Annotated in this window: 12 protein-coding genes; all 12 read right to left on the bottom strand. The window is 45.9% G+C overall.

Annotated elements, in window-relative coordinates; genetic code table 11:
- Positions 1–5: 5 nt before the first annotated feature.
- Positions 6–977, bottom strand: coding sequence for a hypothetical protein (locus L3C95_RS14015; RefSeq protein WP_236388542.1), 972 nt, complete (start codon positions 975–977; stop codon positions 6–8).
- Between the two features lie 248 nt (positions 978–1,225).
- The gene (locus L3C95_RS14020; protein ID WP_236388544.1) at positions 1,226–3,205 is read right to left on the bottom strand and encodes a protein-disulfide reductase DsbD family protein; all 1,980 of its coding nucleotides are present in this window, start codon (positions 3,203–3,205) and stop codon (positions 1,226–1,228) included.
- A gap of 115 nt (positions 3,206–3,320) precedes the next feature.
- Positions 3,321–3,716, bottom strand: a complete 396-nt coding sequence (locus L3C95_RS14025; protein ID WP_410683167.1) for a protein-disulfide reductase DsbD domain-containing protein — start codon at positions 3,714–3,716, stop codon at positions 3,321–3,323.
- Between the two features lie 124 nt (positions 3,717–3,840).
- Entirely contained in the window at positions 3,841–4,533 is a 693-nt protein-coding gene (gene purQ / locus L3C95_RS14030; RefSeq protein WP_199653329.1) for a phosphoribosylformylglycinamidine synthase subunit PurQ, read from the bottom strand.
- A gap of 168 nt (positions 4,534–4,701) precedes the next feature.
- A complete protein-coding gene (locus tag L3C95_RS14035; RefSeq protein ID WP_236388546.1) occupies positions 4,702–5,685 on the bottom strand; it encodes a hypothetical protein in 984 nt (327 codons plus the stop codon).
- Positions 5,686–5,773: 88 nt separating this feature from the next.
- The gene (locus L3C95_RS14040; protein WP_236388547.1) at positions 5,774–6,406 is read right to left on the bottom strand and encodes a hypothetical protein; all 633 of its coding nucleotides are present in this window, start codon (positions 6,404–6,406) and stop codon (positions 5,774–5,776) included.
- A gap of 56 nt (positions 6,407–6,462) precedes the next feature.
- Positions 6,463–7,659, bottom strand: a complete 1,197-nt coding sequence (locus L3C95_RS14045) for a tetratricopeptide repeat protein (RefSeq protein WP_236388548.1) — start codon at positions 7,657–7,659, stop codon at positions 6,463–6,465.
- Between the two features lie 92 nt (positions 7,660–7,751).
- Complete coding sequence (locus L3C95_RS14050; protein ID WP_236388549.1) at positions 7,752–8,387, bottom strand: DNA-3-methyladenine glycosylase; 636 nt, start codon at positions 8,385–8,387, stop codon at positions 7,752–7,754.
- 22 nt (positions 8,388–8,409) lie between these two features.
- Entirely contained in the window at positions 8,410–8,976 is a 567-nt protein-coding gene (locus L3C95_RS14055) for a hypothetical protein (RefSeq protein WP_236388550.1), read from the bottom strand.
- An 89-nt stretch (positions 8,977–9,065) separates the two neighbouring features.
- A complete protein-coding gene (locus L3C95_RS14060; protein ID WP_236388551.1) occupies positions 9,066–11,840 on the bottom strand; it encodes a M14 metallopeptidase family protein in 2,775 nt (924 codons plus the stop codon).
- A gap of 6 nt (positions 11,841–11,846) precedes the next feature.
- Positions 11,847–13,289 carry an amidohydrolase gene (locus L3C95_RS14065; RefSeq protein WP_236388552.1) on the bottom strand — a complete coding sequence of 481 codons (1,443 nt, stop codon included), beginning with the start codon at positions 13,287–13,289 and terminating at the stop codon, positions 11,847–11,849.
- Positions 13,286–16,015, bottom strand: coding sequence for a M14 metallopeptidase family protein (locus tag L3C95_RS14070; protein WP_236388554.1), 2,730 nt, complete (start codon positions 16,013–16,015; stop codon positions 13,286–13,288). Before L3C95_RS14070 ends, L3C95_RS14065 begins: the two co-directional genes overlap by 4 nt.
- Positions 16,016–16,089: the final 74 nt, after the last annotated feature.

Consider the following 16,089-nt stretch of genomic DNA (forward strand, 5'->3'; position numbering starts at 1 on the left):
GTTAACTAATATGGTTTTAAAATATTGTGGCCGATTATATATCTGAATCCCTGTTTATCTATCACCGCTATTTTTATCACCCCGCCTACTGTAGGAATTTTCTCTACATATGTCTGAAAGGTCATTTCTAGTTTCAAAAAGAGATAAGCCATATTAACAGCCTGCTGCAGACTTAATTTTGATAAAGATTGCTGTATTTCCGAATCTCCTTTCTTATTTCTCAGTTTCAAATCGATCTTGTCAGCGAGTTGCCGTGTATAAACAGAGGAAATAGATTCCAACGGCAAATTGAAATCCTCCATTATCTCTTCTAATATGCATGGAATAAAGTCCAAAGATGAATGGTTCTTTTCTCCAAAAATTCTTTTGCTTATATGATCCTGGCCTTCGCTCACTACATAACGGTCCTCAGGTATTCTTTCATAACTCACATATTTCCACTCACGTTCCTCAATACTTTGCACCACCGCCTTGCCTATAACTATTCTATATATGATCGTCTTTTCAGTAATTGGCTCGTAGTGAGTAAACAACAATATACTTCTTCCTATATACTCTTTCACTGCAATACATGCCCTCACCTTTTCTTCCATAAACCTGCAAAAATCCGTTACCCTGGTTGTAACGGATTTACTATAATAATTTTCATCTTCCAAATTAACGGCGACCAATTCCTGTATCAAATGTTCGATCGTCTTACTTCCTATCTGTGAAGCTCCTGCTAATGTAATTGCGGTGAACTTATCAAATTGAAAAAGCTTGTCAGCGAAATCTGTAGTATGAGACGGTTTCTTCTCAAACAAGCGGGCTATCTCATTCCTGTTAATGCTGATCTCATTGCTGTTCGCATTCCCCTGTTTACGCTTTAAATAATCCATGAACTGTTCGTAGGTTACTACATTCTTACTAAACGTTGCTAAAGAATCAGCGATCACTGCTACGCCCTTCTTTGCAATTACAGATGCAATAAAAGTCATTGGTTTTTTGATTGGGTAAAACAATGGTTCACAAAAGCACGAATCGCGAATTTATATACACGCCACAAACCAAACAAATTATTTTTCATACAACAAACTGACAGGCATATAGTTAGCACGATATTGTAAATTACATATAATAAAAATGGTCTACAGTTATACACAATGGGGTAAATGATAATTTTCGCATAATAAAAACGGCTGTCCACTTGTAGCGAACAGCCGTTTCTTTCAGTTGTATATGTTTATTACTTTCCTTTCTTAAATGCTTCCAGACCACACTTCAACCAGCTCGCATATTCACTTGCACGGGGAGTATACCCTACAGGCTTCGTCAACAGCTTCTCATCAGGACTGATCAACACATAATAAGGTTGTGAATTATTCACAAAATTCTCTGTCTGCATCGTAGCATATTTGTCGCCGACAGTTTTGATCTCCTTCTTACGGCCGGTGTTGGTAGTAAAGAGGAACTGCTGATCTTCCGGTAACAATTTCCTGTCATCCACATACAATGATACCAGGATATAATCTTCTTCTATCAAGGCTTTTACTGTCTCATCCGGCCATACATTCTCTTCCATTTTACGACAGTTCACACATGCCCATCCTGTAAAGTCTATCAGGATCGGTTTGTTCTGCTCTTTCGCCAGCTTCAGTGCAGCTTCGTAGTCATTCACGACGTTCGCTTCAACTCCTTTAGCAGCCTCCTTATAAACGCTATAGCTTAATGGCGGAGGGAAACCACTGATCAATCTGCGGTTAGCATATTTTGTATTTGTTACACCCGGCAACAGGTATATAGTCATTGCAAGGAAGATCAACGCCAGTACCCAACGGGTAGGACTGATTTTCTTCAGCGGTGAATCGTGGGGGAAACGGATCTTGCCCAACAGGTACAACACAATGAGAAAACCGCAGATAATCCACACAGCAAAAAATACCTCACGTTTTACCAGTCCCCAGTGTGTTACCAGGTCGGCATTGGAGAGGAACTTAATTGCCATCGCTACTTCAATGAAACCTAACACTACCTTCACTGAAGTCAGCCAGCCGCCAGATTTAGGCAGTGATTTCAGCAGGTTAGGGAACATCGCAAACAAAGCAAAAGGCAATGCCAGCGCGAATCCGAAACCAGCCATACCTACTGTCAGCTGCATGGCGCCTCCGTCGGTCGACAAGGACCCTGCCAGCAGAGAACCCAGGATTGGACCGGTACAGGAGAAGGATACCAGTGCCAGTGTCAATGCCATGAAGAAGATACCAATAATACCTCCTACGCTTGTTTTTGCGTCCACTTTACTGGCAAGGCCACTTGGCAGGGTAATTTCAAAATACCCAAAGAACGAAATGGCAAAGACAATAAAGATCACGAAGAAGATCAGGTTTAACCAAACGTTGGTGGAGATATTATTCAGGATCTCAGGATCCAGTGAATCAAGGAAATGGAATGGTAAGCTTAACAACACATAGATCAGGAAAATGAAGAAGCCATAAATGCTCGCGTTCATTACTCCTGTCTTTTTATCATTCGACTTCTTAGTGAAGAAAGACACTGTCAGTGGTATCATTGGGAACACACAAGGCGTCAGCAATGCAATAAAACCACCGATTACGCCCAGAATAAACAGCCCCCAGAGACTTTTTTTAGCGGTTCCCTCTTCGCCACCACAGTTATTCACCGGATGGTCTTTGTCGATGGTAGCGCGCTTCAGCGTTTGTCCACCAGCTGCCGATTCCTGCAGGCCAGCAGCTACATTTACCAGGTTACCGTTTGCATCTGCATTAAACCGGAATTTTACTTCCTCGGGACCCACCACTTCGTCACCTTTCAGTGCCATATAGTTGACAGCCCCCTCCAGTTTCGTTACAGGGCCATTCAGTTTTACTGCTACCAGGAGAGATACCTGGTTTTCAAAGTACCTGATCTCTGCATTATCGAACAGCGGCTCCGGCGCTTTTTTCAGTTCTCCCTCTTCCGTGATGCCGGTAACAGTGGCTGCGCTGTCAACCACTACACGGGTATTAGGTTCATCATCTTTCATGGTAGTGGAAAACAATTTCCAATCTTTCTCTACGGTACCTTTCAGATGTAATATATATTCATGTTCGCCCTTTTTCTCCGCCGTGTATTCCCATTTTGCGACAGCTGCCGGAGCGGGGTTCTCCTGAGCTTTGACAGCAAATACTGCGGTGATAAGGATAATGAACGTAAGCAATTGCTTCATATAAATAATAGGCTTTAAAGACTTATTACCATTCTAAATAGTAAACGAGTTCCGTGGGAACTCGTTTACTCAATTCTGTTTACCTGACCGATGATTGCTCATCTGTAGTAATGACTTATTTTCCTCCTACGCTGATAGCGAATTCCACTTCTTTCGGCGGCAGGCACTGGTGATCATCGCACACCATGAATTCAACGCTACCTTTTACTTTAGTAGCAGCCTTTCCCTTAACGGTTACTTTCTGTACAAAATTCACCTGGTTTTCGTAGTATTTCAGTTCGGAATCAAAGTTCTTATCAAATGCCTTGTGCAGTTTACCTACTTCACGGATCTTACCTACTGGTACCACCAACGGGTTTTTTGTCAGTTTGAAAGTAGTAGGTACCGGACCTTCACCTGCTTCCTGTGCGTACAGGTGCCATTTGCTATCTATGGTAGCTGTCATGTGCAGTTCATAGGTAGTAGCGTCGATCTTTTTGGCGGTAAAATCCCATTTTACCGGGTTTTCTATCTGCGCACTTGCCAGAACCGGCAACGCAAATAGCAAAACTGCTGTTAGTAATTTTCTCATACTGGATTTTTTAACTGGTTGGTTGGCTCGATTTTTAAATATTGGTGGTTATTCCACCAGAGAATCAATTGTTGTTGATAAGGCTCTGAAAAATGAGCTGGCCATCGGTATTACCCAATACTGAGCTGGTAGCTCTTTCAGGGTGAGGCATCATACCGAATACATTACGCTCTTTATTACAGATACCGGCGATGTTACGCAGCGCGCCATTCGGATTGGCGTTATCCACCACATTACCGAATTCATCGCAGTAACGGAAAAGCACCTGGTTGTTGGCAAACAGGCTTTCCAGTGTAGCATCATCTGCATAATAGCGGCCTTCGCCATGTGCCACCGGAATCTTCAAAGCGCGTCCGGTCACATCTTTGGTCAGGGATGCGGATGTATTTTCACTTTTCAGGTATACATTCTTACATACAAACTGCTGATGGCTGTTCTGCAGCAAAGCGCCTGGCAACAGACCCGCCTCGCACAGGATCTGGAAACCATTACATACCCCAATCACACGGCCACCTTTATTGGCAAACTCTATCACACTCTGCATCATAGGACTAAAGCGGGCAATAGCGCCGCAACGCAGGTAGTCGCCATAGGAAAAGCCACCTGGCAGTACAATACAGTCTTCTTTAGTGAACTTGCTCAGATCAGAGTCTTTATGCCACAGCTCTATTACCTCCTGTCCAAGATCGTTACGCAGTGAATCGATCATGTCATGATCGCAATTAGAGCCTGGAAAGGTGACAACGCCAAATTTCATGTTTAATTTGTTGAATGTTACGGTCTAAGATATTATTCATGCTTTTATCCGGCGGATAATAGCCATTGGACCATTAATCGAAATTACCGGAAAAGGCACAAAATTACTACGCCGCTCCCACATTTCCATAGCCGTTCGTCCGGTTTTAACAATTACCCCCGAAACCGGCTAATTTTTGCTGAAATACTGCATTATAATGACATAAGCCAATGTCAGGATGTGGATAACATTCGCTACCGTGTTGTTGACAATAGACCAATATGCGTTGGCTACGAACAGGGAAAGGGGTAAAATAGCGAGTACCCAGTAGGCCGGGGAAAAATGTACGTTGAAAAAGGGCACCATCATGGCTATAAATACGTATACGATCAATACGCTCCAGATCTTACGGCCCTGTATCAGCATTTTTTTGAGGGTGCGCTGCAATAATAACCAACCGAGTATGAAGAAGAACAGACTTATAGCCATGGCTCCCCATACCTTGTAGTGGCTAATAAACGGAATTTCAAGCCCTATTCTTGGAATTTTTGCAAATAACACCCACTGATCCGTCAGAAAAAGATACGTTCCCAGCAGATATATCGGACAAATCAGGCCCAGCAAGGCAATAATCCATTCCGCCAGACGGAACGGACGCATGATGAGCAGGCTTAACCATAACAAGAGGCAGAATATTGTAGCCGGGAAGTAGAACAATCCACATACTCCCAGGGCAAAACCTATATTGAATACCACATCTCTGGCAGAGGTACGCGTGTACAACAAGGTAATACTGGAAAATACCCACAGCATCACCAGGTTAACCAGCAAAGCCGGGGAAAATATGTTCCAGCCCTCATATAGGGAGGTAAAGAGCATATAGCTCATGGCGGGCAGGTAAGTCGGCCTGGCAAACAGTCGCTGGTGATTTACGATCTTTGTTACCAGCAGGGCCTGCAGTAATAATATTAAAACTGCCAGCGAGGTGAACAGAAAAGGGCTCTTTCCAAATGCCATTTCCATCCATTTCACAAACAGGCCGTATAACAAACCTTCGTTGCCGTCTACCAGAAAGGAAGACGGATGGATCAGGTAATAGAATTTTACCAGGAGCGTATATATCAACAGCAACAGTACCGTTAGCGGGTTGCCTGAGCGGAAAAACTTTACCACAATATGAATTCTCTTTTCAACTTTTGAAAGCGTTCCAAAGGTATTTTAAAGCAGGAGAAAATCAAAATATTATGAAAACCATGAATAATTAATGTGTTTCCCCCTCTTCCTGCCCTTCCGGTGTTACGACATCAATCTTATCTATCAGTAACCGGTCCCCCTGAATCACAAAGTCAATCCGCAGAGTATAAACAATTGTGACGTCTATAGACGCCCCATTCTCTGTTTCAGAATAATTTGCAAAGCTCGCCTGGCTGAAGTTGGAGATATCCTCCTCATATTCCTGGCTCAACAGGATAAGATCAGCATCAAGCCCATACGGCGTAGCCGTCCGTACACTATCCTGCCGGATCCTGGCTGCACAAAGCTGGAAATAGGCGTTCTTATCCTCTATATAGTCACGGGTAAATATGCCTGCATTGGTTAAGATATGCAGATAAGCCGCTGTACTGTCAAAGTTGACCGCATAACGACCGGTATCTTCCACTCCTGAGTTATCCACCAGCTGAATATCCACCAGGGAGTCCACCCGGGTGGTGTACCAGTCAAAGAATTCGCGCACCTTTTCTTCCAGTACCTGCTGACTGAGCGCCGGACTTACCGTACCTCTAAAGTACGCGCTGGCTGAAGGGGTTTCCTGATCTCTGTGAAAACCGAATAGACCACATGCGCTGATGGTCATGGTAATCCCAAGCAGGAAGAGGTTTCGTTCTCTTTTCATTATCAGATATGGTATAAATAGCTGTTATTTTCCTGGTAGCCCCTTCCGTATGCAGCTTAACGATCGGCTTTGACACCGGCGCCGCTATTTGCTGCTTTCTTTATTGCATCCTGCAGGATCATCTGTGAGCGCACGAAGGCATTTTCCGCCGTGATGCTTATCCTGTTCTCCTTAAACCATTTCATAAAATCGGTCCATTGCTGTTCATGTTCGCTCCTCCATTCCCCGAATACTTTCTCATCACCCTGCCCCAGTATCCAGTAGTTGTAGGCATCCAGGTGTCCGGCCTCTTTCACTTTTCGCTGGAAATCGAAAAGCACTACGGGATAACTCGTATCACGCCCTTCCTGTGCATAGATGTCCAGAAATTTTGTCCTTATGCGGTTTAAAGACGCCAGGTTGACCATCTTCTCTCCTATTATCGATTTTACCAGCGTCATTTCGTATGCTCCGTTTGCAAAAGAATTCCCCATTGACGCCATCAGCTGCTCCACCAGGGCATTAGCCAAAGAACTGGTTTGCGCTTTTTTGCTCTGGTTAGGGTCCAGCAGAATGGTATTGTTCTGCTTTGCAAAGCTTACCGACACAGTGGTATCAGACTCAAATTTAATCTCTCCTTTGTAAGTATAATATAAAAGTTTGCTGATTTCCTCTGTACGTTTAGATCCACGTTCAATGTTCATGAAGATCTCTCCATAGATCATACCCCATACTTCCTGATCTGAGTCGAAGAAGACCTTCGCTGCCCTGTAGTAGTTGGACGGATACATAGGCGCTGCCTGTATTCCCTTTTCAAAGAATTTCAGGGCCGCATTATGATCATTTTTCCTCAGCTCCATTACGCCCCGCTCCAGGTATAAGTTACCTTCTGCCGGGAATTTCTCAATGCCTTCATCATACATATCGATGGCTTTTTCCGGTTTCCCCATCTCGTCGAGCGCGTTGCCCATCATAGCGTATACCCTGCCTGTTGCCTGCTTCTTCTTCACCAGTCCTTTAAGCAGCTTTATGGCTTCCTCAAAGTTCTTTTGCTGATATCTGGCTAACGCCATTTCATACACTATCTCCGGTTCTGCCGGGTCAAGCTTACGCGCTTCTTCTAATAAGGTAATAGACTCGGCCAGTTTACCATCATCCATAAGTTGAATGGCTTCATTCTTTTTGGCAAGGGCTTTTTCCTTGTCAGTGGCCTGGGCATTGGCTGCAGATACAGAAAAGCAACTGATGACCATCAGGGATAGTAGTATTCGCATAAAATAGGTATTGAGATTGTCCCTTATAATGTAATAAAGATAAATATTTATTATCTGAAGAAGCGCGGTATTAAAAAAGGATTAGGAAGACTTTAACGAACGCTATTTTGTGAGGGCCTTCCGCTTACATATTTATTGCTGCGGATAATGAAACGGTAAGGTAATAAGGCATCTGCCCCGGCATAATCCACTCCTATACGGGGAGTAGCAATAATATCCTCTGCCGGAGGTATAAAACCATCTGACACGAGATGAAATTCATCTTCCAATAGGGATTCACCCGTATGACCGGTAGTGATCCCCAAAGCCTTTGATACATTCCCCGGCCCCCTGGTTAAGGTGAAATCTGCCACTTTCTTTCCCGTACGACGTAGCATAACGGGTACACCTGTTATTGGCTCCGCTCCCCTGATGAGGATCGCATGCGGAATATCCGGTTCATTGGTCACAATATTGAATAACTGATGGATACCGTAACACAGGTAAACATATGCTACACCTGCCTCATGGTACATGATCTCTGTACGGGCAGTACGCCTGCCGCCATAAGCGTGGGAAGCCTTGTCTATAACACCGGCATAGGCCTCCGTTTCCACGATACGCGCAGAAGTCAGCTCACCGTTGAATTTTGTTACGATGATCTTTCCCAGTAATTCACGGGCAATAGTTAAAACGTCAGGACGGTTGTAAAAACCGGATGATAATTTCTGATAAGCGGTGGTCTCCAAAATCTTGGTATAACGGCTTCCGTTAAACAATCTTTAAACGGGGCTCCAGCAGTGCATAGATCTTGTTTAACACAGGCACAAGACTTTCAAAATCAAAGTCTTCTCTGAACGAATCCGTATCAGATGACCACAGGAAAAGATCAGCACAGATCTCCATGTATTCATTTACGATATCACTGTTCAGGAGAGCCAGCAAGTCATCGACATTCTCCTGCTGTGCATAGTCCTTTACAACTCCCAGCGCGCCATAGATCTCGTACAATAACGGATCATCATCCGCTTCCAGGAATTCTGCCTTCAGGGAAGAAAAATCAAAGCCTGTATAGGCAGTATCAGTTTCGTTGATGTCTTTTCCCCAGGCCTGCATGTTGGGGGTATCAAACGTAATAATGCCTTCTTCGATGCCTTTCCTTAAAGAAGGAAGGTCAGCATATAAACAGATCCTGCCATCCTTATCTGTCAGCAATCTAACGGTATCATTGTCTGACGTATCGGCGCCGGAAACGGTATAATAAGTCTCGTCGTTATAAGTTACCTGCAATAAATACTTCTTGTATTTTTCGGAGGCTGCATCATAAAATTCTTCCATATTAACTTTGGTTATTCTTCTAAGGTACTAAAATAAAAAAACCGCCACACATAACATGAGGCGGTCTTTTTCAATGTGCCATTTATCCGCTACTTAATTCCATATAATCCATTGAACAATAGCTTAAAAGTACCATGTGGCTGTGCCCTGAAAGTAATTTCGGGGCCAAAGGCATATAACTTACCCTTGCCTACCTGCGCTTCAAATGCGGCCACCCCATCTTTAAGGTAGGATTGTCCCCAGGCCCAGCCACTGCGCAAAGGCTTGTCCGTGGCAAACCAGGCCACCGGGCGTACGCCTTTCGCTACGGCATCGCTGTCCAGCCTGAAGACAGGACTGTTATCAAAAACTACATCTCCCAAAGACGGCATTCCCCAGGCCGCTGTACGGGTACTATCAAAAGCTACCTGCAGGATGCTGCCGGGCACAAAGTATTTGGTACCGGGCAGCGGCTGCTCCTTGCCGTCCTTAGCCTTTTCCACCAGGGCATTATGTACCGGAAGTCCCAGGTGATAAGCCAGATTGGTGCTGGTACCGATAGTGATAACGGTACCACCCGCTTCCAGGAATTCCTTCAGTTTTGGAACCGAGGTATCTTTTGTGATACGGCCCAATGTATGGCGGTACTGTTCGGGAATCTCATCCGGGTTGGGAGGCGTCTGCCTGAAACCATAACGGTTGCTTTCTTCCCCTGAAACGGGAGGAATCGCCCTGGTCACAAACACGATCACATCGTATTGTTTCTTCAGGTCACCGGCGTCAATATCTTTGGAATATACGCGTTGGAAGGGAAAATGATACTGTTCCATCATCCAGCGGATCCAGCCGGAAGGCATGGAGCCACCATAGGTATCCCACAGGGCAATGCGCAGTGTTGCTGCTTCTATGGCTCCTTTGGGACGTTTGCTCACTGCTTTTGTGACCACACCCAGCTGAGTGGCCGCTGTCTTTAATATGCCATTGGCCTGTGGCCCTGCAGGCACAAAGAAAGTACCTGGTGCTGTACCTTCAGCTCCTTCCGGCAACCGGTACACCTTCACGCCTGCTTTCATCAGGTCATTGACCGCAATGAAGGCGTTATTGACGTTAGGGCTTAGCAGGTAACCACCGTTCGCTGCAGGCGTAAATGGCTCGCTCATAGGAGACTGCAACTCACCATATGGTAACTGCTGAAATGGCCCGCTGAAATCGTCCAGGATACGGTCAAACTTTACGCCCATCTGGAAAGCCAGCGTCCATCCTGCCGCATCATAAGGACGTACAGGAGGACCGCCGGGATATTGGAAGTCATTAGGATGATCCTGAGGTTCAAACATGTCCAGCACATGCGGACGGAAAGCCTGGTTCGTACGTACAATGTAAGAGTTAACCGGATACGGCTTCCCTCCTACCGTAAATGGCGCGGTAGCCTTTTGCACAGAAATACCAGCCTTGATCAGTGCATTGATAAATTTCACTGCCGTGGCAAAATCCGGCTGATCTGCCGGCAGGATATAGCCACGGGGATCCCGTTCTGCCGGATTCTTATATACCGCATCATAGTATTGCATAGAGATATTACTGCCTCTTCTCATCCATCCGTAAGGATCGCTGCCATCATCTTTAGTAGTATCATTCTTGTCTTTCTTATAGGCGGCAGTAATTGCTTCTGCACGTTTGGGCGATAAAGTCCAGGAGTCTGTATTTCCCTTATCTATTGCATTCTTACCCATCTTGTAAATGTTGTACAGGACCTCATCCCGCTGACGGGCGGCATAATCGAGCACTGCGTAGTTGAGTGATACAGAATAATCAATAGAGGTCCTGAAGCGCCAGTCTGCTGTTGGCTTTACGGGATTAGGCGTAGCGCCATTCGGGATCAGGCGTTGTGGCACAACCGGTATTTTCTCCGGAGTAGGATTACCAATGATCTCTGTGAGCAATCCTATCATGTTATGATACTGCGTTGTAGTGCGCAGCCCACCGTTATACCAGGTAGAAAAACTGGAACCGTTCAGACGTGTATAGCCGGGTTTATCTTCTGCATTCAGCCTGTTATACATGGCCGCTCCCAGCGCATCAATGCCTGTGATCATCAGCGGATCGAAGAAGTAGTTGAAGGGATCGCGGTAGGGAGGCCCCGCCAATACGGAACCTTCCGGACCACGTTGGTGATGATTGTACATGATCTGCGGCATCCATTCCAGGAACAGTTGCTTTCCCATATTGATGCTTTCCTTCATGTTCATGATATAGAAGTCACGATTGTTGTCGTGTCCTATATATTTCTGATACAGCACAGGCAATTGTTCTGTTGAACGTTTCAAAGTGTCTGCATTGCGCATGTACCAGTTACTGGTGAGCTCCTGTCCGTCGGGATTAGCATGTGTCATTAGTACAATCACATTATCCAGTATCCGCATGGTCTCCGGATCCTTGCGGCTGATGAGTTGCCAGGCCGTCTCTATCAGCTGGTGTGTACCTACCACTTCTGTGGCATGCAATCCACCATCTATCCACACTACCGCTTTTCCTTTATCTGCCATATCATGCGCCTGCTGCGGCGTAATGCCTTCAGCCCTTGCCAGCTGTCGGGAGATGTGTTTGTAATCATCCAGTTGTTTGATGTTGGCAGGTGAGGATATGATCAGCATGTACTGATGACGTCCTTCTTCTGTCAGGCCGATATCCACAAGTTTTACCCTGTCGGAAGTGGCGGCCAGTTTTTCAAAATATGCGGCTGTTTGTGTATAGGTTGCCAGTTTATAATCATCTCCGATGTTAAATCCGAAGTGTTCTTTAGGTGATGGCACAGTCTGGGCCTGTAACTGTGATGTACAGCAAATGCCTGCCATCAGCAGCCAGCCCAATAAGGTATGTTTCATAAGCATTTATTTTTTACGGTAGTCCAACGCCGGGGCACGGTTACCCAGCATGGCCTCGTATTTGAAAGAAGGTCCCTGACGTTTTTTGAGTTCAGTTTTTGCGGTTTCTAAAGCAGCAGGATCATTAAACAGGTCATAGGCCGTGAGAGCAATTGTCTTTGCGGCCACCATCATTCCTTTAGCGCCAATGCTGCTACCTGCGGCTGCTACATTCTGCCAGCTATGGCCGGAGGAACCAGGTACAAAGGTAGCAGTAGAGATACCAGCTGTTGGCGTTACCCAGCTCACATCCGCCACATCAGAAGAACCGATAGCATCATGTTTATCTGATATGAAAGGCCGTATGGTTGCAGTTGCGGTATCGAGGTTGGGCAACTTTGATTTATCGATCAGTGTAGACTGGATCTTTTTTGCAAATTCTCTTTCGTCGGATGTGTAGGTAAACCCACCCACCTGCCGCAGATTGCTATCCATTATCTTTGAGAGGGTCTCATTAGGCAGCATATTGTACACGCCTCCTATCACTTCATAATCCATTCTTGTACCTGTCCCCATCGCAGCGCCTTCTGCAGCTTTTACCAGTCTTCCCCATACATCTTTCACCACCTGCATATCCGGATGACGTACATAATAATACACTTCTGCAAAGGCAGGTACTACATTTGGCGCATCACCTCCTTTCGTGATCACATAATGAATACGCGTCTCCTGGGGAACGTGCTCACGCATCATGTTCACCATAAAGTCCATGGCTTCCACACCATCCAGTGCAGAACGTCCTTTTTCAGGTGCGCCAGCGGCGTGTGAAGCTGCGCCATAAAAGCGGAACTTTGCATTCTTGTTGGACAACCAGGGAAAGATAGTAGCAGAGTTGTCGTTACCGGGATGCCAATGCAGTACCGCACTCAAATCATCAAATAACCCTTCTCTTACCATATACACTTTACCTGAGCCACCTTCTTCCGCCGGACATCCATACACACGTATAGTGCCTTTCCCGTTATGTTGCTTCAACCAGTTCTTCACACCGATGGCAGCAGCCACGGAAGCAGTGCCAAACAGATTATGCCCACAACCATGCCCCGCGCCACCTTCCTGTACTGCTTTCTGCTGTGGCTCCGCTACCTGCGATAACCCCGGCAATGCGTCATATTCCGCCAGAATGCCTATTACCGGCTGCCCGCTGCCATAACTGGCAACAAAGGCAGTTGGAATACCAGCTATACCAGCTTTCAGGGTAAACCCTTCCTGCTGTAATGTAGATTGCAACAGGGCGGAACTTTTTTCTTCCTGATAACCTACTTCTGCGTATCCCCAGATCTTCTTTGCAATATCTGCATATGCAGGCGCCTGTTGATCCAAATACGCCGCTATTGCCTTTTTATCTTTGTTCTGTGCTATAGCCAATACCGGCAGGTAAAAAAGGAATGATATAATCAGTCTTCTCATTTGTACAATTGGTTGAATAGTAATTTAAAGGTGCTGTGTGACTGACCACGGAATGTGATCTCTGGTCCGAAGGCATACAATTTGCCGGCTCCTACCGGTGCTACGAATGCGGCCACACCATCTTTCAGATATTTCTGTCCCCAGGCCCAGCCACTATGTAATGGCGTTGCAGTAGAGAACCAGATCAGCTTCTTCAGGCCTGCACTCTCTGCGCCGGGGGTAAACTTAAATACCGGGCTTCTATCGAAATATACATCATTCTTCGCAGGCATTCCCCAGTTTTCTTCCGCTGTTGTATCCAGATCTGCAGTCAGCAAACTACCGGGAATGTAATATTTTGTACCGGGTATTGGTTTCCATTCCCCCTTTGCATTCTTCTCTACCAGCGCGTTTTCCACCGGTAATTTCAGGTGATATGCGAGGTTGGTACTTGTGCCAATAGTAACAATTTTACCACCGGCATCCAGAAACTTCTTCAGCTGTGGCACAGAAGTATCTTTGTTGATTCGTCCCAGCCAGGGCTTAAATTCATCGGGCAGTTCTTCCGGTTTAGGAGGTTTGTTATAACTATTCTCACTTCTTCTGGGCTTGCCTGTATCCGGGATGGCCCCTGATACAAAGATGAGCACATCATATTTTTTACGCAGCTCACCTGCATCCACTTCCTGTGAATAAAGCATCTTGTAATCATAGTGATATTGTTCCATCAACCAGCTTATCCATCCCGCAGGAATAGAACCGCCATATGTATTCCAGATACCTATGCGTAGCGCAGCGATTGCTTTCAGCTGTGCAGGTGTATTATCTGCTGCTGTAACACGAATGCCCAGTTCAGCGCTTGCCCTTGTAAGTATGCGCTGCGTGTTTATTCCGGCAGGTACATAAAATGTACCATTAGCAGTACGGGATACCTTCACGCCTGCCTTCAACAGATCATTCGCAGCAATAAAGGCATTGTTGGATGCCGCATCTATCAGGTAACCTTTTTTAGCCACAGGTAAAGTAGTTGCCAGAGGTGATTCGATCTGACCGTAGGGCAGCTGTGTGAAAGGACCATCAAATCCCTCCATGATACGATCAAATTGTACTCCCATCTGATAAGCCAGGGTCCAGCCTGCTGCGTCATAAGGACGAATAGGTGGTCCTCCGGCATATTGGAAATCATTCGGATGATCCTGTGGTTCAAACATGTCAATTACATGCGGACGAAAGGCCTGCGCAGTTTTCACGATATAAGACCCCGCCGGATATTGTTTACCTTCTACAACGAAAGCAGCTGTTGCTTTATGAATGGCAACGCCCGAACGACTTAATGCATTGATGAATTTTACAGCTGTGGGAAAGTCCGCCTGATCTGCAGAAATAATGTAACCGCGGGCATCTCTGTAGTCAGGGTTCTTTAACACGCCTGCATAATATTTTGAAGCGATCGTATCTTCCCTGCCAAACGCAAACTCACCACCTGTTTCACCTTCAGTGGTAGTGTCCCGCTTTTTTTCCACTTTATACGCTACACGGATAGAATCTATGTATCTTGGATAGAATGTCCAGTGATCGCTGTTACCACGGTCTATCGCATTCTTACCCATCCTGTAAATATTAAACAGTAACTCGCTTCTGTAGCGAGCCGCATAATCCAATACCGCATAGTTCAGCGAAACAGAATAATCAATCGACTGGCGGAAATGCCATTCCTGTGGCACTACCGGATTGGGTGTAGCGCCATTGGGCACCAACCTGTCAGGTACCAGCGGTACGTTTTCAGGAGTAGGGCCACCGATGATCTCCGTGAGCAATCCGATCATGTTATGGAAATAAGGCGTAGTACGTAAGCCACCATTCCACCAGGTAGAAAATGTAGAACCATTACGCTGTGTATAGCCAGGTTTATTTTCGACATTCAGCCTGTTGTTCATAGCTGCACCTACTGCATCAATACTGGTCACGATTAACGGATCATAAATATGATTGAAAGGATCACGGTAAGGAGGGCCGGCCAGCACAGAGCCTGCAGGACCGCGCTGGTGATGATTGTACATGATCTGAGGGATCCATTCCACAAACAACTGGCGGCTGATGTTCTGGCTTTCCTTCATATTCATCATGTAGAAATCCCTGTTGTTATCGTGCCCCACATACTTCTCATACAGACGGGGAATATTCAATGCACGTTTCTTCGGATCAGCCATACGCATATACCAGTCAGATACAAGCTCCTGTCCGTCAGGGTTGGCATGTGTGAGCAGGATAATATCATTCTGTAAGATGTTCATTGTTTCAGCATCCGTACGTGTTACCAGCTGATACATCGTTTCTATGAGCTGATGCGCACCCACTGTTTCAGTAGCATGCAATCCACCGTCGATCCATACCACAGCCTTACCTTCCGTAGCCAGTTGACGCGCTGTTTCATCTGTAAGCCCTGTTGCATGCGCCAGCTGCTGCGATATTTCTTTGTAGCGGCTCAATGCCTTCAGGTTTTCCGGAGAAGAAACGATCAGCATATACTGATGCCTTCCTTCTTCCGTCATACCGATATCTACCAACTCAGCACGGTCAGAAGTCGCCAGCTTTTTAAAGTAAGCCTCTGTTTGAGTGTAAGTAGCCAGCTGGTAATCATCGCCGATGTTAAAACCAAAATGTTCTTTTGGAGAGGGAACTGTCTGTCCCCAGGCTGTAGCTGCACATAACAGCAACGACAGCATACCATAGAGTTTTCCTGCCATAAGTAAGGTTTTATATTGCTATACAGGCTGACCTGTCCTGGGCCCGGTGGCCCAGGTCGCAGTCAGCAGAGCGA

The organism is Chitinophaga filiformis (assembly GCF_021646545.1).
GTDB lineage: Bacteria > Bacteroidota > Bacteroidia > Chitinophagales > Chitinophagaceae > Chitinophaga > Chitinophaga filiformis_A.